The sequence below is a fragment of the Flavobacterium bizetiae genome (assembly GCF_024271895.1).
Lineage (GTDB): Bacteria > Bacteroidota > Bacteroidia > Flavobacteriales > Flavobacteriaceae > Flavobacterium > Flavobacterium bizetiae.
The window spans coordinates 5,299,589-5,324,517 of the sequence record NZ_CP091861.1 but is presented as its reverse complement, the minus strand read 5'-3'; the positions used below and the strand labels follow the sequence as shown (position 1 = coordinate 5,324,517).

General features: G+C 35.0%; 15 protein-coding genes. 11 read left to right on the top strand and 4 right to left on the bottom strand.

Annotated features, from left to right (window positions below; genetic code table 11):
• Positions 1 to 122 precede the first annotated feature (122 nt).
• From L0669_RS21920 to L0669_RS21910, 3 genes are read right to left on the bottom strand one after another with little or no spacing between them, the layout of a single operon-like run.
• Positions 123 to 839 (bottom strand): DUF3164 family protein, encoded by a 717-nt coding sequence (locus L0669_RS21920; RefSeq protein WP_263759967.1) that lies wholly within the window; start codon positions 837 to 839, stop codon positions 123 to 125.
• A 13-nt stretch (positions 840 to 852) separates the two neighbouring features.
• Positions 853 to 1,131: a hypothetical protein gene (locus L0669_RS21915; protein ID WP_263759966.1), complete on the bottom strand. Its 279-nt coding sequence runs from the start codon at positions 1,129 to 1,131 to the stop codon at positions 853 to 855.
• The gene (locus L0669_RS21910) at positions 1,124 to 1,261 is read right to left on the bottom strand and encodes a hypothetical protein (RefSeq protein ID WP_263759965.1); all 138 of its coding nucleotides are present in this window, start codon (positions 1,259 to 1,261) and stop codon (positions 1,124 to 1,126) included. The genes L0669_RS21915 and L0669_RS21910 overlap by 8 nt, the downstream gene beginning before the upstream one ends.
• Before the next feature lie 306 nt (positions 1,262 to 1,567).
• Here L0669_RS21910 and L0669_RS21905 point away from each other — a divergent pair, with 306 nt between their 5' ends.
• The 8 genes from L0669_RS21905 (at position 1,568) to L0669_RS21870 (ending at position 17,422) form a co-directional block, all read left to right on the top strand.
• Complete coding sequence (locus L0669_RS21905) at positions 1,568 to 2,251, top strand: S24 family peptidase (protein ID WP_263759964.1); 684 nt, start codon at positions 1,568 to 1,570, stop codon at positions 2,249 to 2,251.
• A gap of 248 nt (positions 2,252 to 2,499) precedes the next feature.
• A complete protein-coding gene (locus L0669_RS21900) occupies positions 2,500 to 6,624 on the top strand; it encodes a hybrid sensor histidine kinase/response regulator transcription factor (protein ID WP_263759963.1) in 4,125 nt (1,374 codons plus the stop codon).
• A 301-nt stretch (positions 6,625 to 6,925) separates the two neighbouring features.
• A complete protein-coding gene (locus L0669_RS21895; protein ID WP_263759962.1) occupies positions 6,926 to 9,952 on the top strand; it encodes a SusC/RagA family TonB-linked outer membrane protein in 3,027 nt (1,008 codons plus the stop codon).
• Between the two features lie 33 nt (positions 9,953 to 9,985).
• The gene (locus tag L0669_RS21890; protein WP_263759961.1) at positions 9,986 to 11,578 is read left to right on the top strand and encodes a RagB/SusD family nutrient uptake outer membrane protein; all 1,593 of its coding nucleotides are present in this window, start codon (positions 9,986 to 9,988) and stop codon (positions 11,576 to 11,578) included.
• Positions 11,579 to 11,660: 82 nt separating this feature from the next.
• The gene (locus tag L0669_RS21885; RefSeq protein ID WP_263759960.1) at positions 11,661 to 12,755 is read left to right on the top strand and encodes an endo-1,4-beta-xylanase; all 1,095 of its coding nucleotides are present in this window, start codon (positions 11,661 to 11,663) and stop codon (positions 12,753 to 12,755) included.
• A gap of 223 nt (positions 12,756 to 12,978) precedes the next feature.
• Complete coding sequence (locus L0669_RS21880; protein ID WP_173971973.1) at positions 12,979 to 13,878, top strand: PKD domain-containing protein; 900 nt, start codon at positions 12,979 to 12,981, stop codon at positions 13,876 to 13,878.
• A gap of 78 nt (positions 13,879 to 13,956) precedes the next feature.
• Entirely contained in the window at positions 13,957 to 15,366 is a 1,410-nt protein-coding gene (locus L0669_RS21875) for a hypothetical protein (protein WP_263759959.1), read from the top strand.
• Positions 15,367 to 15,619: 253 nt separating this feature from the next.
• Positions 15,620 to 17,422, top strand: a complete 1,803-nt coding sequence (locus tag L0669_RS21870) for a glycoside hydrolase family 2 protein (RefSeq protein ID WP_263759958.1) — start codon at positions 15,620 to 15,622, stop codon at positions 17,420 to 17,422.
• 98 nt (positions 17,423 to 17,520) lie between these two features.
• On the opposite strand, the gene L0669_RS21865 is transcribed toward L0669_RS21870, so the two are convergent.
• Positions 17,521 to 18,960 (bottom strand): FAD-dependent oxidoreductase, encoded by a 1,440-nt coding sequence (locus L0669_RS21865; protein WP_425250467.1) that lies wholly within the window; start codon positions 18,958 to 18,960, stop codon positions 17,521 to 17,523.
• Between the two features lie 287 nt (positions 18,961 to 19,247).
• Here L0669_RS21865 and L0669_RS21860 point away from each other — a divergent pair, with 287 nt between their 5' ends.
• From L0669_RS21860 to L0669_RS21850, 3 genes are all read left to right on the top strand, one after another.
• The gene (locus L0669_RS21860; RefSeq protein WP_194615680.1) at positions 19,248 to 19,817 is read left to right on the top strand and encodes an RNA polymerase sigma factor; all 570 of its coding nucleotides are present in this window, start codon (positions 19,248 to 19,250) and stop codon (positions 19,815 to 19,817) included.
• Between the two features lie 196 nt (positions 19,818 to 20,013).
• Positions 20,014 to 21,153: a FecR family protein gene (locus L0669_RS21855; protein WP_263759957.1), complete on the top strand. Its 1,140-nt coding sequence runs from the start codon at positions 20,014 to 20,016 to the stop codon at positions 21,151 to 21,153.
• Between the two features lie 136 nt (positions 21,154 to 21,289).
• On the top strand, positions 21,290 to 24,928 hold the full coding sequence (locus L0669_RS21850; RefSeq protein WP_263759956.1) for a SusC/RagA family TonB-linked outer membrane protein: 3,639 nt from the start codon (positions 21,290 to 21,292) through the stop codon (positions 24,926 to 24,928).
• Position 24,929 lies beyond the last annotated feature (1 nt).

The window sequence follows — 24,929 nt, the reverse complement described above, 5'->3', positions numbered from 1 at the left end:
TTAGGGATTGTTTAAAAATTATTTTGATTCTGAAATAAAACCATTCACGAAATAAAAGAATGGGTTTTAAGTTGGTTGCAATAAGCAGAAGAGCTAAAAGAGCCGACGCGTAAATATCATTATTAGGCTGCATGACTTTGTTCGTTTTGCTGATTAAAGAAATTAAAAGCATATCCCTGTAAAAAATCTACAGAAGACATAGACAACGGAATATTAGTTCTCACACCATTTTCGTCAATTCTGCTTGCCTCAATAAACCAGCTCGAGCGGATTGGTTTAAAAGACGAAGCAATAATTTCAACACCATCGGTAAATTCTTCATTATTAAACTCTTTGGTCAATTTTTGAAGTTCTAAAACGCGCGAGCCTTTTAAATTTCCTTTCGCATCCTTTTTTAATAAATTGAAAACAATTTTTACCAATGATGCCGTTTCTTTACTCGTAGAAAGCGACGAAATATAATTCTGGACCTTTTCAATACCAATGGTCACAGTATCGTCCCAGCCTTCGTTAATACGATATCCAATCGTAATTTCTTCCTTGTCATTAGAAAACGTATGCGACATTTGTTTTTCTTTAAAACCATAAACCTGATTCTTTAAATCCAAAATAGTTTCAAACAATTGAAAAGTTTCTGTTTTGGCATTTCTCATCATTTCAGAAGTTTCATGCAATCTCGAAAGTGCTTTCGGAATAGTTTCGGCGACTAATTTTTTATAAGCATCTCTTTCTTCATTTTTTTTATTTTCAATTCGGTTTAAAGCATCTTTTAATTGTTGTGCAGAAAAATGAGATAAATCTAAAGATGGATTGATTGTGTTTGTTACGGCAGTGTTCATAGTATATTGGCTTTTAGTTACGTAATAAAATTTCTTCTTTAAAAGGATCACCATAATAAGGTTTGAAATGATAATAATCAGCAAGTTTCCAGACCTCTTTTAATTTATTTTCAATTGTTTGCGAAACAGGTCGTGGAGAAGCCGTTTCGTTGTCCAGAATATGCATCCATTGAAAACGTTCCTGATTGATGCAGATTCTCTCGCCTGGACTAAAAGTTTTTGTTCTTTCTGAGCAGTATTGCAATGCGAGATATAATAAAGCAATACGTTCTTCGATTTGTTTTTTACCCATGATTTTTTTCTAATAGAGTTCTTAATTTATTTATGTCAGATTCGATTAAATTTCTTTCAGGACTATTTGGATTTTCAATCAGCCAATTTTCCAGTTCCTGAATTTTTTCTTTGATTTGAATTGCTTCCATTTTTATGATTTTTAATGCGTAATGAATGAAGTTTTTTGCATCTTAGTGATTAATATTACTAGTTAAGCGTAGTTTTATTCTTATTTGACGTAGTGCGTTTTGTTTTATTTTTTAACGCCTTAAATAGTATATAATGTATTGGTTGTTAATTAAATGTGCAGATGTTTTGTTTTTAATTTGATTTTTACTTTGCATAAATTTGTATGTGATTGTCTTGTTTTTGATATTTATTTTTCTTTACTTTGCAAATATAATGTAAAATAATACATCAAAACAAATTTTTAACGTAAAAAAATACATCTTTTTATGGGGTCAACGGAAAGAATGAGGGAATATCTTGATTCTAAAGGGATTAGTAAGTATAAATTCTGTAATGATTTGGGCTTTTCTAATAAGTTTTTAGATAATAGCAGTAATATGGGAACGGATAAAGCGTGTAAAATTTTACACTACTATCCGGACATCAGTTCTGAGTGGCTTTTAACCGGAAATGGACCCATGATAAAAGAGGATAATACTAATATTGTAATTATGAGTAATGACCGAAAAACAATCGATTCACTGCATGTGAGTCAGGAAATACCTTTATATGACTTAGAAGCTGTGGCAGGTTTACGAGAATTATTCAACAGCGGAAAACCACAAAGAGTTTTGGATACGATAAAAATTCCCAATCTGCCAAAATGCGACGGAGCAATTTCTGTAACAGGTGATAGTATGTATCCGCTTTTAAAATCCGGAGATATTGTCCTTTATAAAGAAACCGAATTTGAAAATATCTTTTTTGGTGAGATGTATCTTTTAAGCGTGAAGTTAAACGACTGGGAAGAATACATTACAGTAAAATATGTTCAGAAATCAGATCAGGGATCAGATTTTGTGAAATTGGTAAGTCAGAATTCGCATCATCAGCCAAAAGATATTCATATTTCAAAAATTTCGGCATTGGCACTTATAAAAGCAAGCATTCGTATTAATACGATGATGTAAAATTTGATGATTCTCAGTTGTAAAATCTAAAAACCTTTAAATGATTAGTTTAGAGGTTTATGGGCTTTGTTATTTAGGAATCATTTTATATAAAAAGTACAAATACCCCCCTTAAAAAGAAAAAATAGCGACATCTCTTTTTTTGTATTAGATTTATCTTGCAGTGCGTTTGGTTTATTTTTTTTCTAAGTTTAGAACAAATAAAACGAACACATTAATTTAGCATTGATCTGTAAGTAAATCAATTTATGAAGAACGTTAAAAGCCGTATTTTAAGCCTTGTATTATTTCTTTCCGTTTCCTTTAGTGTTGGGGCGCAGGGATCAGATTTATATTTTGATCATATTGATTACGATGTGAGTTTTTCGCAGAGTATGATTTCGAGTATCCATCAAACAAAAAAAGGGTTTATTTGGATAGGAACCGCAAACGGATTAATTAGTTACGACGGATATAATTTCTTAAGATATGTCTACAACAAAGACATTTTAAATACGATCAGCAACAACCATATCAATGTAATTTTAGAAGACAATCAAAAGGAACTTTGGATAGGAACCAACAACGGACTAAACCTCTTCAATAAAAAAGAAAACAACTTTTTAAGAGTCGACGTCCAAAAAGTAAAAGGCGGCAGAAACTACATTTCATCTATCATTCAGGACGATCAAAATAGAATCTGGATTGGAACTTTTGGCGGTATTAAACGCTTAAACAGAAAGCAGTATTTACTAGAAGAAATTTCAAACGATCATAATTCCCCTTTTAGAAAAAGCAGGGTTTTGTCACTGTTTTATGATCGTAATTATGGTGTTTTAGTAGGCACAGCAAAAGGATTAGAATGTTTCGACCCTAAAAACGGATCGCGAAAAGAACTTCCAAATGCTTTAAAAGAAAACGACGCCTTACTGCATTCTAAAATTTGGAAAATTATCAAAGAAAAAAACGACGATTTATGGTTTGCGACCGAAGCCAATGGCGTTTTTCATTATAACGCAGCTGGAAATTTAGTGAAGAATTATCTCCAAAATTCTGGAAATAAAAAAAGTTTATCATCAAATTGGGTAAATGATATTGTTTCGGTAGATGCAAATACGATTTGGTTTGCTACAAAAAATGGCTTGTGCGTTTATAAAAAAGACAAAAATGAATTTACCAAATACCAGCACAATCCCTTAACGAACTACAGTTTGTCAGACGATGATATAAAATGTTTCTTAAAAGACCGTCATGATGATATCTGGATTGGAACCAATGGCGGAGGCGTGAATTTTTTTCAGAAAACCAACACGAATTTCACCAACGTAAGAGAAGTTATAAAACCCAATTTCGGATTAAACAGCGCCTTGGTAAATGCCGTTTCAAAAGAAAACAACAATGCGGTTTGGGTAGGAACAAACGGCGGCGGTTTGAATTTTCTGGATTTCAGAAATAACAAAAATTCCTCGTATTTAATCGATACCAATGATTTTGATAAAAGTGTGAATATGATCACCGCTTTGGTCAATCAGAATCAGGAAAATTTGTTTTGCGGAACTTTTAACGGCTTATATAAGTTTAATAAAAGCAGCAAAATCTTCAGTAAAATCCCGCTTTCGCCAAACCCGAAAGAACGAAATCGACCTATAACTGCCCTATTAATTGATAATGGAGATTTATGGGTAGGAACAAACGGAAACGGATTAAAAAAAATACTCCCGGACGGAACCATAGAAAGTTATATGGCCGACGGAACTTCGAATGCGCTAAGCGATAATTTTATTACAGATATTGCAAACCGCGAAAATGGTTTGTGGATTGCCACACAATACGGATTGAACTTTTTTGATAAGAAACTAAAAAGGGTTACAAAAATCTATAAATCAGGAAAAGTAAGTGGATTGCCAAATAACAGCCTTACGGTTATGTTCACCGATTCCAAGAAAAGATTTTGGGTAGGTTCTGAAAGCGGCGGCATTAATTTGTTGAATGAAAAAGCAGGACATTTTTTCGAAATCAACCGCGCGCTGGGTTTTACAGATGAAACCATAAAAAGCATTTCAGAAGATGCACAGGGAAATATCTGGATCAGCGATAATAATTTGCTGTATAAAATCAGAACCAGGAAATTGAGAACAACTCCCGCTATTTCTGATTTTGAAATTACTTCTTATTCTGCAAAAGACGGTTTAAAAGTAAAACAGTTTTCGAACAACAGCAGTTTAAAATTAAATGATAACGAATTGATCTTCGGATCTTCAAACGGATTGATTGTTTTTAATCCGTCCAAACTCATAAAATCTCCGGATAATGCAGAGATTGTTTTAACGAAGCTGATCGTGAACAATGAAGAAATCAGACCCGGTAGTAAAGAAGTGGAACTAAAAGAAGATATAAGCGAAACTCAGGAAATTACCCTGCATCACGATCAGGGATATATTGGTTTGGAATTCAGCGCAATGAATTTTGTATCTCCCGAAAAAAACGAATATGCCTATAAACTCGAAAGTTCCTTTAATAAAGACGATTGGCATACCATTGGTTCACAGCATTATATCAATCTTACCAATTTAAATTCGGGAACTTATCTCTTAAAAATTAAAACAGCAGATGGAGGCGGAAAATGGAATCCAGCCATTAAAACCTTAAAAATAATTATGTTACCGCCCTGGTGGAAAACATGGTGGGCTTATATTTTCTATTTCGGATTATTACTGGCCGGATCCGTTTTACTATTTAGATTTTTAAGAAATCGAGAATTATTAAAACAAGCTTTTTATCTGGAACAAGTCGAGAAAGAAAGACAAGAGGAATTGTACAAAATGAAACTGGATTTTTTCACCAATGTTTCGCATGAAATCAGAACACCGCTGACATTAATCAGCGGACCGGTTGAGGAACTTTTAAATAGTGCCGAGAAAAATTCGAATCTTGAACACAAACTTAAAGTCATCAAAAACAATTCAGACCGATTATTAAAATTGGTCAATGAATTAATGGATTTTAGAAAAGCCGAAAAAGGAAGCATGAAAATTTATTGCGAACAGCAGGATATCGTTTCTTTCTGTTTTGATATTTACGAATCGTTCCGCGGATTTGCAGTCGAGAAAAAAATTGATTACAAATTTGTTCTCAACATCAATACCGCTTTGATTTATTTTGATAAAAATCAAATGGAGAAAGTGATTTACAATCTGCTTTCGAATGCCTTTAAATTTACCAGTAAAAACGGCCGAATCACGTTGGCTGTAGAACAAAAAGAAGCTTCAGATTCCATCGAAATTAAAGTCAAAGACAACGGAATTGGGATTCCTGAAAACAGAAAAAAGAAAATTTTTAAAAACTTTTTTCAATTAGACGATCGCGGAAGTGCTAATTTAGGAAGCGGAATTGGTCTTGCTTTAAGCAAAAGTATTGTCGAACTGCATCACGGAGAAATTAAAGTGCAAACAGAAGCCGATGCCAATTTCAACACCATATTTACCATTACTTTAAAGAAAGGAAAAGATCATTTTAAGAAATCTCAGATTGTGGAGAATGCCATTAAAATAGAAGAAAATGCAAATCCGATTTCGGATGTTCAAACTGAAATAGAAACGTATGAAGCAGAATATCTGGAAGAACCGGAAAACAGCTCCAAAAAGACCATTCTCGTTATAGAGGACAATGAAGAAGTACTTTCTTTTGTGTATGATATTTTATACAGCGATTATAAAGTCCTGAAATTTACAGATGGAATAAAGGCGCTGGAATATATGGAAAAAGAAATTCCGGATCTTATTGTAAGCGATGTCATGATGCCCGAAATGGACGGTTTTGAGTTGTGTAAAATTTTAAAAACAAATCTCAATACCAATCATATTCCGGTTATTTTATTAACGGCAAAATCATCCACTTTAAATAGAATCGAAGGACTTTCGACAGGAGCAGATGCTTATATTTCGAAACCTTTCAGCATCGAAGAATTAAAACTGACAATAGCCAATTTATTATCAGCCAAAGAAATAATGCGTCAGAAATACGGCGAAAGATTTATTTCAGATTCAGAACAAGAAAATGTAAATACGCCCGAAGGTTTATTCGTAAAAAAACTAACCCAGATCATCGAAGCCAATATCGACAATACCGATTTTGATGTTAATGATTTAGTCCGCGAAATTGGAATGAGCAGAACCGTGCTTTACAAAAAAGTACAAACCCTTACGAATCAGTCGGTCGCCGGATTTATAAAAAATATGCGATTAAAAAAAGCTGCCAGTCTATTACTCAATACCAGTTATTCCGTATCTGAAGTCACCAATATGGTAGGATTTAATGATCGAAAACACTTTAGCAAAGAGTTTAAAAGATTTTACAATTTATCGCCTAGTGAATATAAAGGGTCGAAAAATTAACCGTAAATATTTTAACCGCAAAGTTCGCTAAGGTTTACGCAAAGTCCGCAAAGTTTATTAAAGCTTTGCGGACTTTGCGTTTTCACTTCATTGCGTGCTTTGCGGTTATTTTTTTCTCAAATTAATCAAATTTCAGTTTTTTAAGTTTTTTATTACGAATACTGTTTTTAAATAGCTTAAAACTGCAAATAAACACATTAACGCCCCTAAAAACGAATATCTTCCTCCCTATAAAACGTCATTTATTAATCACATTTGCAATGAAAATCACAATGATTTACTAACTAACCAAAAAATTAAAATGAAAAATTACAAACACGTAAAGATGCTTTTTCTTGAGGGAAATTATCTAAAACTAGTTTTAATTCTGTTTATGTGTATGCTCACTTTTAATATGAGTGCGCAGGAAAGTTCGATTTCAGGAAAAGTAGTCGACAATGCAGGATTGCCTTTACCAGGCGTAAACGTACATGTTAAAGGAACAACAAAAGGAGTTCAAACAGATTTTGACGGTAACTTTACCATAAGTACAACTTCAAAAAGTACACTCGTTTTTTCTTTCATCGGGATGGATGAGGTTTCAGTTGAAACAGAAAACAAAAAAAATCTAAAAGTAGTTTTAAAGCCAAGTTCTCAGGCACTAGACGAAATTATAGTTGTAGGATATGGTACTAAAAAGAAAAGCGACGTAATAAGTTCTGTGGCATCTGTAAAACCGGGTGACATGACTAAAGTTGCGACTTCTGATGTTGGAGAAATGTTGAGAGGTAAAGCAGCCGGAGTTCAGGTTAGTCTGGCCGATGGCGGTCCGGGAAGTTCATCTTCGATACAAATTAGAGGAAAAAAATCCATTAACGGAAGTAACGAACCAATCGTAATTGCAGATGGTATTGTAATAGGAAACATCAACGATATTAATGCCAATGATATTGCTTCTTTAGAAATTTTAAAGGATGCCGCTGCACAATCTATTTATGGGGCAAGAGCATCAAATGGAGTTATTTTAATTACAACCAAAAGAGGAAAAACAGGAAAAGCAAAAATTGCCTACAATGGATTTTCCGGAGTACAGACCATCAACAGGAATTTTGATATCTATAGCGGTGAAGAGTTTGCCCAATTAAAAAGAGAAGCCTACAGAACAAGCAACGGAGGAGTTTACAGACCGGACGATCAGGTTTTTTCTCCGCTTGAATTAGAATCTGTACAATCAGGAAAATATATCGATTGGGAAAAATATGCTTTAAGAACCGGTGTTACCAACAATCATAGTTTGAGTGTTTCGTCAGGAACAGATAAAACAAGCATTTTTACCAGTTTAAACTACATCAATACTTCTGGTGTTATACCTAAAACCGACTTCGAAAAGGTGGCTATGAGAATTAATGTTGATCAAAGAATTACCGACTGGCTAAAAGTAGGAATGAATCTTTCGCTTCAGTTTTCTGAGTCAAATCGTCCAAATGTGGGTAATATTTTAAATAATGCCATAAACACATCACCGTTAGGTAAAATTTACAACGACGATGGTTCGTTCCGTCATCTTCCTGGTGGGATTCAGGAAACGCCAAATCCGCTTATCGATATTTATGAAACCAATACAAACGAGTTAAATAGAAACGACATTATGAATGTGTTTCTGGACATCAACATATTAAAAGGTTTCACTTATAAACTAAACGCGAGTAGAAGATCGTGGAATTATAAAGCAATGAATTTTAATTCTTCGAAATCACTTTCCGGAATTGCCAATTCAGGACAAGGAAGCGGTAGTATTCTTTTTAAAGATAATGTAGAATATCAGTTTAGTAATATTTTGAATTACAACTTTAACCTGGCCGAAAAAAATCACTTCAGCGCAACGGGGGTTTACGAAATAACATCATCAGAATACAATGAGTTTAAAAATTCATCTAGCAGAATTCCGAGTGATATTCTAGGTATTTATGGTTTGGAAAGTGCTTTTCTGAACACACCGGAAATTGGCGGTAATGAACGTTCTCTAATTTCTTTTGCCGGAAAATTAGAATACGATTTTGATAACAGATATTACTTTACCGTTTCTGGCAGAGCCGATGGATCATCAGTATTTGGTAAAAATAATAAATGGGGATTTTTCCCCGCTGTAAATGCGGCATGGAACGTTTCAAACGAAAGTTTTATGAAAGAACACGTTCCTGTTTTAAGCAATTTAAAATTAAGAGCCAGTTATGGTAAAGTAGGGAATCAGCCCAAAGATCCTTACCAAAGTATGGCTGTGGCAGACCAGAGAGATTATATTATAAACGGAATAAAGGTATCGGGTTACGTTCCGGGTTCTCAATTGTCAAATCCGGATTTACGTTGGGAAACATCAACACAATTAAACCTTGCAGCAGATTTTGGTTTATTCAAAAACAGATTAACGGGAACAGTTGAGGTTTATAATACAGATACCTCAGACTTATTGATTTACGAAACCTTAAATGCCAATACAGGATATACGACCAAATTATCCAATCTTGGAAAAGTAAATAACAAAGGTTTAGAAATTACTTTGAACGGAGATCTTATCAAAAAACAAGATTTTAGATTGAATGTAGGAGCCACTTTCACTAAAAATAAAAACAGTATCGTAAGCATTTATGGTAAAGATGCCAACGGAGACGGAAAAGAAGATGATTCTGTTGGAAATCTATGGTTTATCGGAAAACCAATTGATGTGTATTACAGATATAAAGCCGTTGGAATTTATCAGCAAGGAGAAAATATTCCACTTGTTACAGGAACAACTTTGTATCCGGGAGATATAAAATTATATGATGCAGATCCTTCAAACGGTGCAAATCCAAATCCGGATCAGGACAGAGTAATCACTTCAAAATTACCGGATTGGTTCGGAACCTTTTCTGTGAGTTTAGAATACAAACGTTTCGATTTCTCGGCAGATATTTATACTGTTCAGGGCGTTACGAGAGACAATTTGTTTTTATACGATTACGTAAAAGGAGGTTCACTAAGAGGAGTTAAAAATGGTGTAAAACAAAATTACTGGACGCCTGAAAACCCTGGAGGAAACTGGCCAAGACCAAGAGACGGAAACGATCCGCCGTACATCAATACTTTAGGCTTACAAGACGCCTCTTATATTCGTTTACAAAACGTATCACTTGGTTTTAAATTCCCAGAAAATACTCTTAAATCATTAGGTCTAACCAATATGAGGCTTTATGTAACCGGAAGTAATTTAATTACCATAACTGATTACCAATCTTATAGTCCTGAAAAAGATATAAACGATTTTCCAGAACCTGTTACCTGTGTTATAGGCTTACAAGTAGGTTTTTAACATCATTTAATAAATTAAAAAAATAACAAGATCATGAAAAATATAAATTTTCTATTTGTTTTGATATTCGGACTTTCTTTAGGATTGACTTCTTGCGAAAGTTTTCTGGAAGAAGACGTAAAAGATCAGATTTCTGTAGATTATATCTACGATTCTCCGGCCGGACTGGAAGTTGGGGTAAACGCACTTTACAACCAGATGCGATATTATAATTCGCCTTCTGGAGATAATAATGATTTATGGGCGAATGTTTTCTTTATGGTTGCCACAGATTTAGGATTGCACAGAACCTGGAATACACCTTACGGAACAGGCCATAATCCGCAATCTTTTACAGGATCAAAATGGATTCAGGGATACAAAATTATCGACAGATGTTCTGCCATTATTACTTCGGCAAGAAATATTAATATGGATGCCAATGCCAAGAAAAGATTAGTAGCACAAGCTCGCGTAATAAGAGGCGAATTGTATCTGGATTTAAAGCAAATGTATGGCGGTATCTTAATTGACACTATTCCAACAACACCGGAAAACATTAATGATGTTGCAGAATATAAAGTAGCAAGCGATGCAGATGTTTATAAATTAATCGATGGCGATTTAGATTATGCAATAGCAAATCTTCCGTTTAAAGTAGATGCCGGACGTTACGGACAAGGCGTTGCCAGACACATACGTGGTAAAAGTGCTTTATGGCAGCAAAACTGGGCCGAAGCAGCAGCACAATTTGATGCAATTATCAATGACGGAACGCACGCTTTAGTGCCATTGGCTGAGGTTTGGGGACAAAATGCAAACCATAGAGAATCACTTTTTACCTATCAAAGAGACTTTTTATTAGGTCCAAGTGATGATTTGGCAGGCGGTGGCGGTTTCTGGTTAGGAAGTGTTTTTACGCAACGAACATACGAACTAAATGCAAGCGAACTTATTCAGGATGTGGCGTATGGAGGTCAGTCTTTAGGATGGTTTTATCCAAACAATTATTTAAAATCACTTTACGATCAAACCAACGATTTAAGATTTAAAACTTATTACTATTCAGATAATTATCAGGATTATAAAATTAATGTTCCAGGAAATCCAAAATTCGGGCAATCTATTACCAATCCCGCAATTGCAGCTCCAAGCGGAAATTACAGAGCCTGGCATTGGAGTTTGAAAAAATACCACGATACAGAAAAACTGCCAATGACATCCAACAGTTACAAAGATTATATGTATTACAGATTAGCTGAAACTTATTTACTGGCATCAGAAGCCTATCATAATCTGGGCAACGATACAAAAGCACTTGCTTATTTAAATAAAGTGAGAAGAAGAGGTTATACAGGAAATCCTGAAAGCGCCGTAACCACTTTTGATTTCACAACCTGGACATTAAACAATTATTTAGATGAATCGGCCAGAGAATTGGCATTCGAAAACAACAGATGGTTTTTGCTAAAACGATTAGGACTTTTGGTAGAAAGACAAAATTTATATTTCCGTTCAAGTCCATCTGGAACCAGTGCGGGAGAAGTGCCTTTAAAAATGACGCCAGTAATGGTGAATATGCCAATTCCGCAAAGTCAGATTGATTTAATGGGAAAACCGGCAGGATTTAATGTAGGGTATAATTAATAAGAATCAAGTTTTTATTAGTAATAATAGATCTGGAAACTGAATTCACTTTTAGTTTCCGGATCAAATAAAAAATAACACGATGATAAAGAAACAATATATTTTAGGTCTATTAACCGTTTTGTTGTTTGCTTCTTGCAGCAACGACGAAAAAACAGTTTTCATTAATGTTGATGATGAAACTCCGATTAATCCGAATCCTGTCACGCAGACTTTAAAAGAAAAAGCAAAGTTTAAAATTGGAGCTGCCGTTAAGATGAAAGATTTACAGGGAGAAGTCAATTATAAAAATGCTGTGCTGAAACATTACAGCCAAATCACCGCCGAGTATGAAATGAAAATGGCCAGTATTTGGACTTCGGCCACCGCTTACAATTATACCGCAGGTGATTATCTGACCACTTTTGCTAAAGACAATAATCTGGAAATTCACGGACATACTTTGGTTTGGTACGATTCATTTCCGGATTGGTTTAAAAATGCTAAATATGATTCTATTGCTTTTGAAGCCAAAGTCAAAATTTATATTACCGATGTTGTAGGACATTACAAAGGAAAAGTAAAAAGCTGGGATGTAGTAAATGAGGTTTTTGCAGATGGCGGAGCTTTAAGAAACGAAACGGTTATAAATCCGCTTTTTAAAGACCCGATTGGTTTTTACGGAAGATGTTTTAAATATGCAAAAGCTGCCGATCCGGATGCGAAATTATTCTACAATGATTACAGCGTTGTAATTGATGGAGGAAAAAGAGCCGCCATCAAAAAAATGGTCACAAGATTCAAAGCCAATGGAGTGCCAATTGATGGTGTAGGAGACCAGTTTCATTACGCGACAGATACCAATAGACAAACTATGAAAACCGGTTTTACAGATTTTGCTTCAACAGGATTGTTAATTCATATTTCAGAATTAGACATAAAAGTAAATACCGGAAAATCAGATTCGTATGTGTTTAATGATGTCGAAGCGCAAAAGCAATCTGAAACCTACAAATTCATTACTACAATGTATGAAGAACTGCCTCAAAATCAAAAATTCGCCATTTCAACCTGGGGCGTAACCGATAAATATACCTGGCTAACAAGTTTCTGGCATTCAAAAGAATATCCGTTGCTGTTAGATGCTGATTATAATAAAAAACCAGCTTATCAAGGATTTTTAGACGGATTAAAATAGAGTTTTAGAATTATAGAGGAAAGAATATAGAGATATAGAATATAGAGAATAGATCTAAAAGAAGAGAAATAAGAGACAAGAAGCAAGATTAAGTGAGAAATCTGTTCTCTATATTCTTTATTCTATTTTCTAAAAAGAACAGGAATCAAGATTTGCTGAGAAGTCTATTCTCTTTACTCTTTCTTCTATTCTCTCTCAAAAAAATAACCAAAAAAAAGAAATCATGACCATAAAACTAAATCATATAATTAAACTAAAATACCTGTTTTTAGTGCTTTTCATAGGATTATTTTCCTGTGAAGATGATGTACGCGAAGTATATCTTTATAACAAAGGAGAATTAAATGCGGTTTCAACCAACACGTCTGTTAAAGCAGGAGAAACGGTAACCTATACCGATTCATCAACAAAAGTCCGTGCTGTAAAATGGACTTTTCAGGGCGGCTCTCCGGGCTCTTCAATCGAGCGAAATGTTGAGGTAAAATATACTAAAGGAGGAACTTTTACATCGACTCTCGAAATCACTTTTGTTGATAATACCACCCAAAAGAAAACCTTTACAGTAGAGGTTGAGGCTCCTGCAACACCGCCAATTGTTATTCCGGCTGATGCCCTTAAAATTTACTCTGAAAACCCTGATTTTACCAAAACAGCTCCTGTTTTAAATTGGGTTTCAAGCAATCAGTTTGTAATTAAAGAAGTGGCCGTTGATGGTTATGAAGGTGCTTATAGAAATTTTTCTCTTCCAGCAACACCGCCTGCAGCCGAAGCTAAATGGGCAATGGCAATTCTATCATTTGTAAATTTCACAGATATCTCGTCTTACACTTACATTAATATGGCGGTAAGAACGACAAGCACCGGAAAAATCAGATTTAGAATGAAAGATGCCTCAAATACTGGTTATGTAGAATTTGATGCCACAAGCAATTTGTACGGACTTAAAAGAGATGGAAGCTGGAATATGGTTAAAATTCCAATTGCCGAATACAAAAAACAAAATCCGGCATTAGACCTGACAAAAATCAAAGATATTTTGGTTTTAAGAAGCGTTGATCCAGAAGATGTAAGAGCTTTAAATAATTACGTTTTCGATTTCGATCATATTTATTTATCGAAATAAACATTCAAAATGAAATTTGGGACAGCGATATGTTTGTCCCAAAATTTCTTCAATTCTCAAATATTAAAAACTAATGTAATGAAGCATTTTCTTTATCTAATATTCTGTTTTACAAACCTGATTTCCCTGCAGGCACAAAATACGATTGCCTATCAAAAAGTCGAAGCCAGACAAAATGCCTTAGACCCAAAATGGATTTCGTATGAGGCCAAAACGATTGATAAACTGCCCGGATTTAAAATTAAAAAACAAGAACCTATTTCTGTTTACGGTGGCTCAAAAGTCTGGCAGAAAGAAGCGACAGGATTTTTTAGAACCCAAAAAATAGACAACAGATGGTGGATTATTGATCCCGAAGGTTATCCGTTTATTTACAAAGGAGTTGCCGTTTTTAATGCGGGTAGATCTGTAAATCAGCAAAAAGCATTTGATAAAAAATTTGGAAGTCCGGAAAATTGGTTAAAGCAAGAATCAAAATTACTTCGCGATAACGGATTTAACGGAGTAGGCGCGTGGTCGAATGTAGACTTGGTGAGAAAAGGAGAAAATCCGTTGGTTTACACTGTAATTATTTCGCCAATGGGCATGTATCATTCGGATCACATTAAAAAATTTGGCGGAAAATATAAAGAAGCCAGCTGGCAGAATTACCGTTTTGATTTGGTTATGGTTTTTGATAAAGAGTTTGATACCTATATCGAAAAAGCGTTTAAAGACCTTTCTCAATACAAAAATGATAAGTATTTGATGGGTTATTTTACAGATAATGAACTTCCGTGGTATAACGACGCATTAGATAAACATTTAACTTTATTGGCCAAAGATGAACAGGGATATATTGCTACAAAAGAATGGTTCGATCAAAGAAAAGGTTTTAGCGCTTCGGCCTCAGATATTACTCAGGAAGACCGCATGGCGTTTACTGCTTTTTACTTTGAAACCTATATGAAAAAGGTAACCGAGGCGCTTCGAAAAGCAGATTCGAACCATCTTTATTTAGGGTGCCGATTTAATCAGGATAAAGAGCAGGAATTAACGAATCCGGAGATTTTTAAAGTGGCTGGAAAGTACATGGATATCATTTCGATTAATCATTACAGAAAATGGGAACCGAGTCAGGATTTAATGAACAAATGGGGAGAATGGTCCGGAAAACCGTTTTTAATCACAGAATGGTACACCAAAGGAGAAGATTCCGGATTGCCCAATAATACAGGTGCAGGATGGCTGGTTCGAACTCAAAAAGAAAGAGGACTTTTTTACCAGAATTTCACATTGGAATTACTTAAAAATAAAAATTCGGTTGGTTGGCACTGGTTCAAATATATGGATAATGATCCGGAAGATTTAAGCACCGATTATTCAAACAGAGATTCGAATAAAGGAATTGTAAACAGTGCATTTGCGCCCTACAAACCTTTATTAAAAGAGATGAAAATAATCAATGATAATGCGTTTGAATTGACAAAGTATTTTGATAAACAATAAATATTATTTTTTTTAACGGAGGTAAGCGTAATCTTGTCGAAATGAAATATTAAATGAAAATATTCTAATGAAAATGAATGCCATAGCCCCGATAGAAGTGGAAATCCTTTTGTGCCGGGGTTCGGCACAAAAGATTGCAACGTATAGCGGGATTAGCTCCTAAAAAAGATTAATAATGTCATAGAAATCAGATTGATAAAAATGCGTATAAGGATAAGAATTTATAATTAAAAATAAAAAAACAATTTTGACTATGAGAAAAATAATAATGCTGTGCTGTACTTTTCTGGTTTTTGGGAAAACGATGGCGCAGGAAATTCCGTTACTATCTAATATTTCGGCTCGAAATAACATCACCTTAAACGGGAAATGGAGTTATATTGTAGATCCGCTCGAAAACGGATATTACGATTATCGTTTAATGCCTTTTAAGAACAACGGATTTTTCGAAAATAAAAAATTCAACACCACAGATTTAACCGAATACAATTTTGCAACATCGGCCACGATGGATATTCCGTCTGATTGGAATTCAAAAGACGAAAGATTGTTTTTTTATGAAGGAACAGTTTGGTTTGAGAAAGACTTCAACTATAAAAAGAGTTCTCAAACCAAAGGTATTCTTCATTTTGGAGCAGTCAATTACGATGCAAAAGTATATGTAAACGGGAAATTAGCAGGAAGTCATGTTGGCGGTTATACACCTTTTAATTTTGACGTAACTGATCTGCTTGTTGACGGAAATAATTTTGTAGTAGTAAAAGTCGACAACAAACGTCATAAGGATAGTGTTCCAACCGTAAATATGGATTGGTGGAATTACGGCGGAATTACAAGAGACGTTACTTTGGCGCAGGTTCCCAATACTTATATAGAAGATTATCTGGTTCAATTAGATAAAAAAGACCGAACAAAAATTTCAGGCTGGGTAAAGCTGAACAGTGAAACGGCAAATCAGTCGGTTTCGATTACAATTCCAGAACTAAAAATCAAAAAAAGCATTACAACAGATGCAAAGGGAATGGCATATTTTGAAATTAAAACCAATCCTGTTTTATGGACGCCGGAAAAACCAAAATTATACGACGTTACTATTGACAAAGCCGATGAAAGTATTGCAGATAAAATTGGTTTCAGAACCATAGAAACCAAAGGAAAAGAAATTCTGTTAAACGGAAAAAAAGTCTTTTTACGCGGGATCAGTATTCACGAAGAAGCGCCGTTTAGATCCGGAAGAGGCTGGTCTACAGAAGATGCTGTTACGTTGTTAACCTGGGCAAAAGAATTAGGCTGTAACTATGTTCGTCTGGCACATTATCCGCATAACGAAAATATGGTAAGAGAAGCCGAAAAAATGGGATTGATGATTTGGTCTGAAGTTCCGGTGTATTGGACCATTTCGTGGACAAATCCGGATACATACGCTAATGCCGAACGTCAGCTGCACGATATGATTTACAGAGACAAAAACCGCTGTGGCATCGTAATTTGGTCGATAGCAAACGAAACCCCACATGGAGATGATAGAGATATCTTTTTAAGTAAACTGGCTAAATATGCCCGTACGCAGGATAATTCTCGTTTAATAAGTATGGCAATGGAAGTAACCAAGAGTCCAAACAATGTGAATACACTTCATGACAATATGAACGAATATGTAGACATTGTGAGTTTTAATCAATATTTGGGCTGGTACAGAGGAACAAACGAATCATGTAAAGACATGCAATGGATAATTCCGTATAACAAACCCGTTATCATCAGCGAATTTGGCGGTGAAGCACTGCAAGGTTTACACGGCGATAAAACACAACGCTGGAACGAAGAATATCAGGAAGAATTGTACGTTCAAAATACGCAAATGTTCAATCGAATAGAAGGTCTGGCTGGAGTTTCTCCTTGGATTTTAGTCGATTTCAGATCACCACGCAGGCAGTTGCCTAACATTCAGGATTTCTTTAACCGTAAAGGCCTAATTTCGGATCAGGGAATTAAAAAGAAAGCTTTTTACGTAATGAAAGATTGGTACGCACAAAAAGAAAAGGAGTATAAATAATGTTGGAATAGATTAGTTAGAAAAAATGCGGTTGTCTTTTCGGGCAGCCGCATTTTTTTCTGTATATAAATGAGATTTTTATGTAATAGAAAGTGAGCTTATTTTTTCTTTAAGCATCTTCCTCTTGGTTCGTCACCCTCGCGAAGTACAATTTCAGAATGGAGGAACTGTGCGGCTTCGGCAGAATCTTTTACTTTGATAGCGCTTCGTTCTAACATTTCTGACTCAAATTCATTTAAGACACTTGCTCTTATTCCTGTTTTTCTCCATTGCGACATTGGTCTGCATCCTTTAGAAATTCCACGAGCCAATGCAAGTGCGTCTAGTAATGCCTGATTCGCACCTTGTCCTTTAAACGGACTCATTGGGTGAGCTGCATCTCCAATTAATGTTACTTTTCCGGCTTTCGCCAATAACGTAGCATCGAGTAATTCCCGGTCGTATACAGGATATCCTGAAACCTGAGCTTGTTGGGTTGCTGTTATAATCTGCGGAATAGGATCGTGCCATTGCGTTCTGCGAAATGCTTCTTCCTTAAGTGCCTGAGGACCTTGTGCGCTTAGTGTTTTAGCTTCTTCTTCAGGCATTGGAAAACTTAGTTGCCACATCACAGAGTTTGATGTGTAAGGCATTATGTAAATGCGTTCATTGCCATTAGCGGTCTGAAACACCGTTGCAGAATCTAATAAATCACTATCAATTGCTGCAATAGCTTCTAAAGGGCAAATACCCAGAATTACAATACAATCCAGATAACGCAAAGGAGTAATGTCTTCACTAATAAGCAATCGTCTTACGGAACTTCGAATACCATCGGCTCCTACTAATAGATCGGCTTTTAGGTTTTTTATTTCGCCATTTACCTGAAATTTTAAATCAACACCTTCGTTGTCATTTTCTTTAAAATCAACCAATTGATGATCCCATTGTACAAAATCATAACCCCCCAATTGTTCCAGTAATGCTAAACGCAAAGATTGTCGTGCGATATGAATGTTAGTACGTTTATTTGCTGTTTTAGTATCAGATTGCAGCCATTTTCTAATTCCCCATTCCCCAATAACTTTTCCTTCTGTAGTATGCACCAAATGTCTGGTTGAAACAACGCCATCTTTCAATGAGAAAATGCCCAATCCTTGGATGGCTTTGCTGGCTTGTTGCAAGGTGAGACCGTAACCCTGAGATCGGGCTTCGAAGTTATGATCGCGTTCAAAAAGAGTAAAAGGAATTCCGCGATGTAAGCAAGCCACGGCGAGTGCTACACCACCAATACCGCCGCCAATAATAGCAACATGAGGAAAGTTTTCTTTATCAGCCACAGGGGCGATTATAGACGGAATCAATCCTGAGCCGTTGCAGTTTGCACATACATATAAATTGCCCTTAGGATAAACCGGAGCTGTTCCTTCGTTAGTTTTTTCAAATTGATCAAGAGCAATCTGGTATAGCATTCGTGCTTTCTTGCTAATTCTTCGGCTTTTTTTTCCGCGTCCCTGGCATTCCGGACAAATACTCCAGCTCGTTTGTTGGTTTTCCACTTTTATGCTCTTTATTTAACTTGATCGTATTGTATTTTCTAAAGAAAGAATGGGCAAATATAATTGATTGCGGGCTCTAATAAAAAAGTGATTGTCAAATGATATTAATATGGTGTTAACCTCAGGCAATCTTTTCTAAATTATAAAGCCTTTCTTTTCATCTGAAATATAGTTTATAAGAAAATAATGGTTATAAAGTTATAGATCTTTTCTAACTGAATCATCTTTTAGTTTTTAACATAAAAAATGTTTAATATTGCTTTTTTGATTCTCAACTCTTTCCATTAATGCCTGCTTATAGCGAATATGCTGATCATAATTTATTAGATCTTCTTAAGGAAGATGATCAGTTAGCGTATACAGAAATTTTTGAGCGGTATTGTAAAATTCTGGTCAATCACGCCTATAAAATGTTAGGTAATCAGGATGAAGCAAACGATGTTGTTCAGGAAGTGTTTTTATCCCTCTGGAACAAACGCTATGAATTAAACATTACCGGATCTCTTTCTTCTTATTTATACAAAGCCGTAAAAAACAAAATCCTAAATCATATCGCCCACGAAAAAGTGGTTTCGAATTATGCTGATTCCATTTCAAACTTTATTGAAAATGATTATGTTTTAGCAGATTCAAATCTTCGGGAAGAAGAATTAGAAGCTATTATTGCTAAAGAAATTGCTTTACTTCCGGAAAAAATGCGAGAAGTTTTTCTGCTGCGAAAAGTAGAAGAGCTTTCGTATGATGAAATTGCACTTCAACTTAATATTACCGATAAAACAGCCAAGCAGCAAGTCTATAATTCCCTTAAAATATTACGAGAAAAACTCAGGAATTTCATGAGTGTTTTTGTTATGTAACTATAGCATTGCTTTTTTGTTAATTTCTATGTGAAAATCTAGGTGTATTGTCTTAATTGGTAAAGAAAAAGTAATACTCTTCTTGCTTTGATAACGATATAGTAATATTTTTTTAATTTTTTTTGTCATTTGCCTATGACAAAAGTGATTTATAACTGTCTTACTTAAAAACGGGACAAAATTTCGTATTGTATTTATGAATGAAAATGAAATCTTAGCATTGCTAAAAAAATATCAGGAAGGCACTTTATCTAATGAAGATAAAGATAAAGTAGATGCTTGGTATTTACATAAAGCTTCTAATAGCAATTTACAGCTTAACGAGTACGAGCTGGAAGATAGTTATCAATATTTGAAAGAGAAGTTACCTTTAAAACAAGAAACAAAAGTAATTCGTATTTGGCCGCGTGTGGCTGTTGCCTCTTCAATCGCTGTATTATTGGGTACGGGAATATTTTATTTTACAAAAACAAAAGAACAGCCTATTCAGGTTGCTGAAAAACCACAGGAAATTGCTCCCGGAGGAAATAGAGGAATTCTGATACTTTCAAACGGAAAGCAAATTGTTTTGGCTGATATTTCGGCAAAAGATACAATTGCCAAAGAAGGTGAAGAAGATGAGGTTACTATAAAAATGGGCGCTAATGGCGTTATCACTTATATCATCAATCCAAATACTGATGCATCAAAAGCTGATGCTAATTTATTCAATACACTTTCGACACCAACGGGAGGACAGTACAATATTGTTCTGGCAGATGGAACCAAAGTATATCTAAATGCAGTTTCATCGATTAAATATCCAACTCAGTTTAATGGAGATCAAAGAATCGTAGAACTTGACGGAGAAGCTTATTTTGAAGTCGCCAAAAATAAAAACAAACCCTTTATTGTAAAATCAGGTGATCAGGATATAGAAGTCCTTGGAACGCATTTTAACGTACATGCTTATGATAATGAATCTGTTGTAAAAACGACTTTATTAGAAGGAAGTGTTGCGGTGAGTTATAAAAACCAAAAAGCCATTTTAAAACCGGGACAACAATCTAATGTATCTGATAAGTTTACTAAGATTACAGTTAAACAAGTCGACACCGAAGCTGCGATCGCTTGGAAAAATGGCCGTTTTAAATTTGATAATGCCGACTTAAAAACCGTTATGAGACAATTGGAACGCTGGTACGGAATTAAAGTAGAATACCGCGGCGATGTCCCGGATGTACGATTTAACGGCGGTACGTTTATGAATAAAAATTTGTCTGAAGTACTAAAAGTGCTTGAGCTTAGTAATATAAAATTTAAGGTTGAAGGAAAAACGATTATTGTATATCCCTGAATTTAAATTTACCCGAATATATTGAGACTATAAACTAAAAAACCAGAAGCAGTTGCGATGCCTCCGGTTTGTTTTAAAAGTTAATAGCCAATATAAGTTGTCCACCTATTGTTTAACTATAACCAAATGTAAATGTATGAAATTTAATTTACAACCAAAAAAACCTTACAAAAAAAACAGAAAAAGGAGTAGCAGTTTTTCTACTTATTTATGCGGCCTTAGTTTGATACTTGTGCTGCTGTGCAGTTACGAAGGACAAGCACAAAACATCAGCATTAATTTTAAAGGTGCACCACTTGAAACAGTGTTGAAAGAAGTGGCAAAACAGGCCAATTACGAAGTTTTTTATACGCAGAAACTGCTAAAAGATTCGAAACCTGTAACCATTAATGTTAAGAATTCGAATGTAAAAGAAACGCTGAATCAGATTTTTAATTCTCAAAATTTAAAATACACGATTACCAATCAAACGATTGTGGTAACGGCTGTAAAAGAAAAGGCAGAGAACCTGGGAAACGCATTAATCGATATCCGCGGAAAAGTATTAAACAATAAAAACGAACCTTTTCCCGGAGTAACGGTTGCTCTTTCGGGAACGAATAGAACTAGTATAACTGATTTTGACGGAAGTTTTGCTTTTGATAATGTACCAGAGAACGGTATTCTTGAATGTTCAGGATTAACTATTGAAAAGAAATCTTTCGGGATCACCGGTAGAACAGAATTAATGCTGATTGTTGAAGACAAAGTAGCTGCAATGAAAGAAGTTGTAATTACGGGTTATCAAACGCTAACCAGAAGTCACTCAACGGGAGCAATTGCAACAATTGACGAAAAGACCTTAAATGAAAATATCAATGCCGACTTATCTACTGCGCTGGAAGGTCGTGTGGCAGGTTTGATGCTGAGAAAAAATCCGACAGGAGCTTCTGCAGATACACCAATTTTACGTGGGATGGGAACTTTTTCTTCAGTTGATGTTGGATACAGCCCGCTTTTGGTAATTGATGGTTTGCCAACAGAACTGACTTTAGAAGATATTAATCCTTATGATATCGAAAGTGTAAACGTCCTTAAAGATGCTGCTGCGGCCTCTATTTATGGTTCGAGAGCAGCAAACGGAATTATCGTTTTGACTACTAAAAAAGGAAATGGTAAATTAAAAGTAAGTATAAATTCGGATTTCTTTATTTCGACAAAGCCAAGTTTCAAGAATATGAATTATGCTTCTACAAGTAATTTGATCGATTATGAACAAGCGGTGTATAAGAGAGAAAGAGCCAGAGTTGCTGATACACAAACGATGTTCAATACTTATGGCGATATAGGAAGCAGTAACCCAAAGTATTACAGTCCTCTTTATCAGCTAAACAGAAATTTAGAAGAAGGAAAAATCAATAATGCAGATTACAACAGCACGCTGGATCAATGGAGAAAAAACGATTACTACAAAGATTATCGCGATAATGTATGGCAGAATGAGTTTAGACAGCGCTACAATATTGCCTTTTCAGGAAGTACAAGCAGACAGAATACGTATGTGTCGTTTAATTATGATCAGGCAAAAGGACGTGTTATAAATAATGAGAGCCGATCCTTTAATCTTTATGCAAAAAGCAGTTTTCAGGTAAACAACTGGTTAAATGCAACATTTGGAATAAATGCAACGTACAGTAATGATGATGTTACAGATCCTGATTACAACAGTTATGATATTCAAAAAAGATACGAACGTATTACAGATGATAATGGAAATCTTGTAATATCGCCTTTCGTGGCAATTAAAGATGGTTTTACTTCCGGCGGAGCCATTAATCCTGTTATGGCAGAAAAAATAGCAAGTTTAAGCGGTTTTAAACCAATGACTTTTAATGTTTTAAATGCACTTCAGGAAGGTATCGAAAAACAAAATTCATTAAACTTAAGAGCCTTTGCAAATTTGCGTGCCAAATTATGGAGAGGGTTAAGTGCAAGTACACAATTTCAATACGAAACAACAAGAAACGATAACGAACAGTATTACGATGTTAACTCGTATAAAATGCGTTATGCCATTAATGCTTTAACGGCATATAATCCGGCAACGAATGCTTATACGTATGTAGAAGGTTTCTCTACTGGAGGACGATACGAGCAATTGAGTAGTAAGGCCAGTAATTATTCTTTTAGAAATCAATTAGATTATACTGAGGATTTTAGCGGTGGCAAACATTCTATAAATGCACTGGCTGGTTTTGAAATGCGTGAAACTTTTGTTCCAAGATCGATCGAACAGTTAAGATACGGTTACGATCCTGTAACATTAAGTTCTGCCGTAATGAACAGCCTTGCACTTAGCCAGACAGGAACTCCAAGTTATATATACGGAAATAACAGAACGCTGGCGACAGTATCAAGATCACAAAAAGAAGTTCTGCACCGTTATTTTTCTGTATTTAGTTCTGTTGGGTATACCTTTTTATCAAAATATAACATAACAGGAAGTTATAGAGTAGACAGGGCAGATTTGTTTGGAGTTGATCCTAAGTATAAAAACCGCCCACTATGGTCTGTAGGTTTAGGTTGGAATGCCAGCAACGAAGAATTTATGAAAGAAATAAAATGGGTTACTGCGCTTAAATTTAGATTAACTTATGGTGTTAACGGAAATATAGATCAGTCTACAACTCCATACGTAACTGCCACAAGAAGAAATGATAACTTATATCAATCGTTGCAATATACGAATATCACAGGGCAACCCAATCCGATGTTAAGATGGGAAAAAACACAAAGCACAAACTTTGGTGTAGATTACAGTTTGTTTAGAGGTAAATTAAACGGAAGTATTGATATCTATCGTAAATACAGCAGTGATTTATTAGCAACAACAGATTTAGATCCTACCGTTGGGGCACTGTCACGAAGAATAAATGCAGGAGCATTAATGAACAAAGGAGTAGAGTTTAGTATTGGTTCTGACTGGTACAATAATGGTAATTTCCGCATTGGATCTAATCTAATTTTAGGTTTTAACAGAACGACTGTCGAAAAAGTTACCAGAGCACAATCAATTGCTTCGGTGTATGCCAGCTCACCTCTGGATTACTTTTTAGAAAATGAAGTTTATAATAGTTTATATGCGTACAGATATGGAGGAACAGTAAATGGTTATCCTTATATTTTAGATGAAAAAGGAAATCCATCGATGGCTTTTGATGCCAATGGTACTCCAATAGCAAGCAGCTTAAAAACAGTTAATAGCACAGATGCGTTGGTAAATAAAGGAAGTTTAACCCCAACTTATACCGGTTCGTTATCACAAAGATTTTCTTATAAACAATTCGATTTGAATTTGTTATTTGTTTTCTCAGGAGGAAATGTAATGCGTAAAGATGTTATGGATTTAAGTTCGGATGCAGTAAACAACGCAGGTATTGCAGATCGTTACACAGATGCAAACCAAAACGGAAATACTCGTTTGTTTGTAGATGTTGATGAAGTGGCCAGGAATTATGCCATCACCATGAGCAGTCAATGGAGAAACTCAGATATAAATGTTATCGATGGTGATTACATCAAACTTAGAAACATTTCATTAGGTTATAATTTACCAAAATTGGTGGCTAATAAATTGAATATTACATCGGCCAAATTTACTTTTCAAATGAATAATATTTGGTATTGGAGTGCTGCCGGAAATCGTATTGACCCTGAAGTTTATTCGGCTAATTCAGGTACACGTAATTTACCAATGCCAAAAACGTATTTATTTGGCTTTAACCTTACTCTTTAAA

Excerpts from the sequence above, each read along its gene's own strand:
- L0669_RS21850 (WP_263759956.1), top strand. The coding sequence starts at position 21,290 with ATGAAATTTAATTTACAACCAAAAAAACCTTACAAAAAAAACAGAAAA.
- L0669_RS21910 (WP_263759965.1), bottom strand. The coding sequence starts at position 1,261 with ATGGAAGCAATTCAAATCAAAGAAAAAATTCAGGAACTGGAAAATTGG.
- L0669_RS21880 (WP_173971973.1), top strand. The coding sequence starts at position 12,979 with ATGACCATAAAACTAAATCATATAATTAAACTAAAATACCTGTTTTTA.
- L0669_RS21875 (WP_263759959.1), top strand. The coding sequence starts at position 13,957 with ATGAAGCATTTTCTTTATCTAATATTCTGTTTTACAAACCTGATTTCC.
- L0669_RS21890 (WP_263759961.1), top strand. The coding sequence starts at position 9,986 with ATGAAAAATATAAATTTTCTATTTGTTTTGATATTCGGACTTTCTTTA.
- L0669_RS21870 (WP_263759958.1), top strand. The coding sequence starts at position 15,620 with ATGAGAAAAATAATAATGCTGTGCTGTACTTTTCTGGTTTTTGGGAAA.
- L0669_RS21885 (WP_263759960.1), top strand. The coding sequence starts at position 11,661 with ATGATAAAGAAACAATATATTTTAGGTCTATTAACCGTTTTGTTGTTT.
- L0669_RS21915 (WP_263759966.1), bottom strand. The coding sequence starts at position 1,131 with ATGGGTAAAAAACAAATCGAAGAACGTATTGCTTTATTATATCTCGCA.
- L0669_RS21905 (WP_263759964.1), top strand. The coding sequence starts at position 1,568 with ATGGGGTCAACGGAAAGAATGAGGGAATATCTTGATTCTAAAGGGATT.
- L0669_RS21855 (WP_263759957.1), top strand. The coding sequence starts at position 20,014 with ATGAATGAAAATGAAATCTTAGCATTGCTAAAAAAATATCAGGAAGGC.
- L0669_RS21860 (WP_194615680.1), top strand. The coding sequence starts at position 19,248 with ATGCCTGCTTATAGCGAATATGCTGATCATAATTTATTAGATCTTCTT.
- L0669_RS21900 (WP_263759963.1), top strand. The coding sequence starts at position 2,500 with ATGAAGAACGTTAAAAGCCGTATTTTAAGCCTTGTATTATTTCTTTCC.
- L0669_RS21895 (WP_263759962.1), top strand. The coding sequence starts at position 6,926 with ATGAAAAATTACAAACACGTAAAGATGCTTTTTCTTGAGGGAAATTAT.
- L0669_RS21920 (WP_263759967.1), bottom strand. The coding sequence starts at position 839 with ATGAACACTGCCGTAACAAACACAATCAATCCATCTTTAGATTTATCT.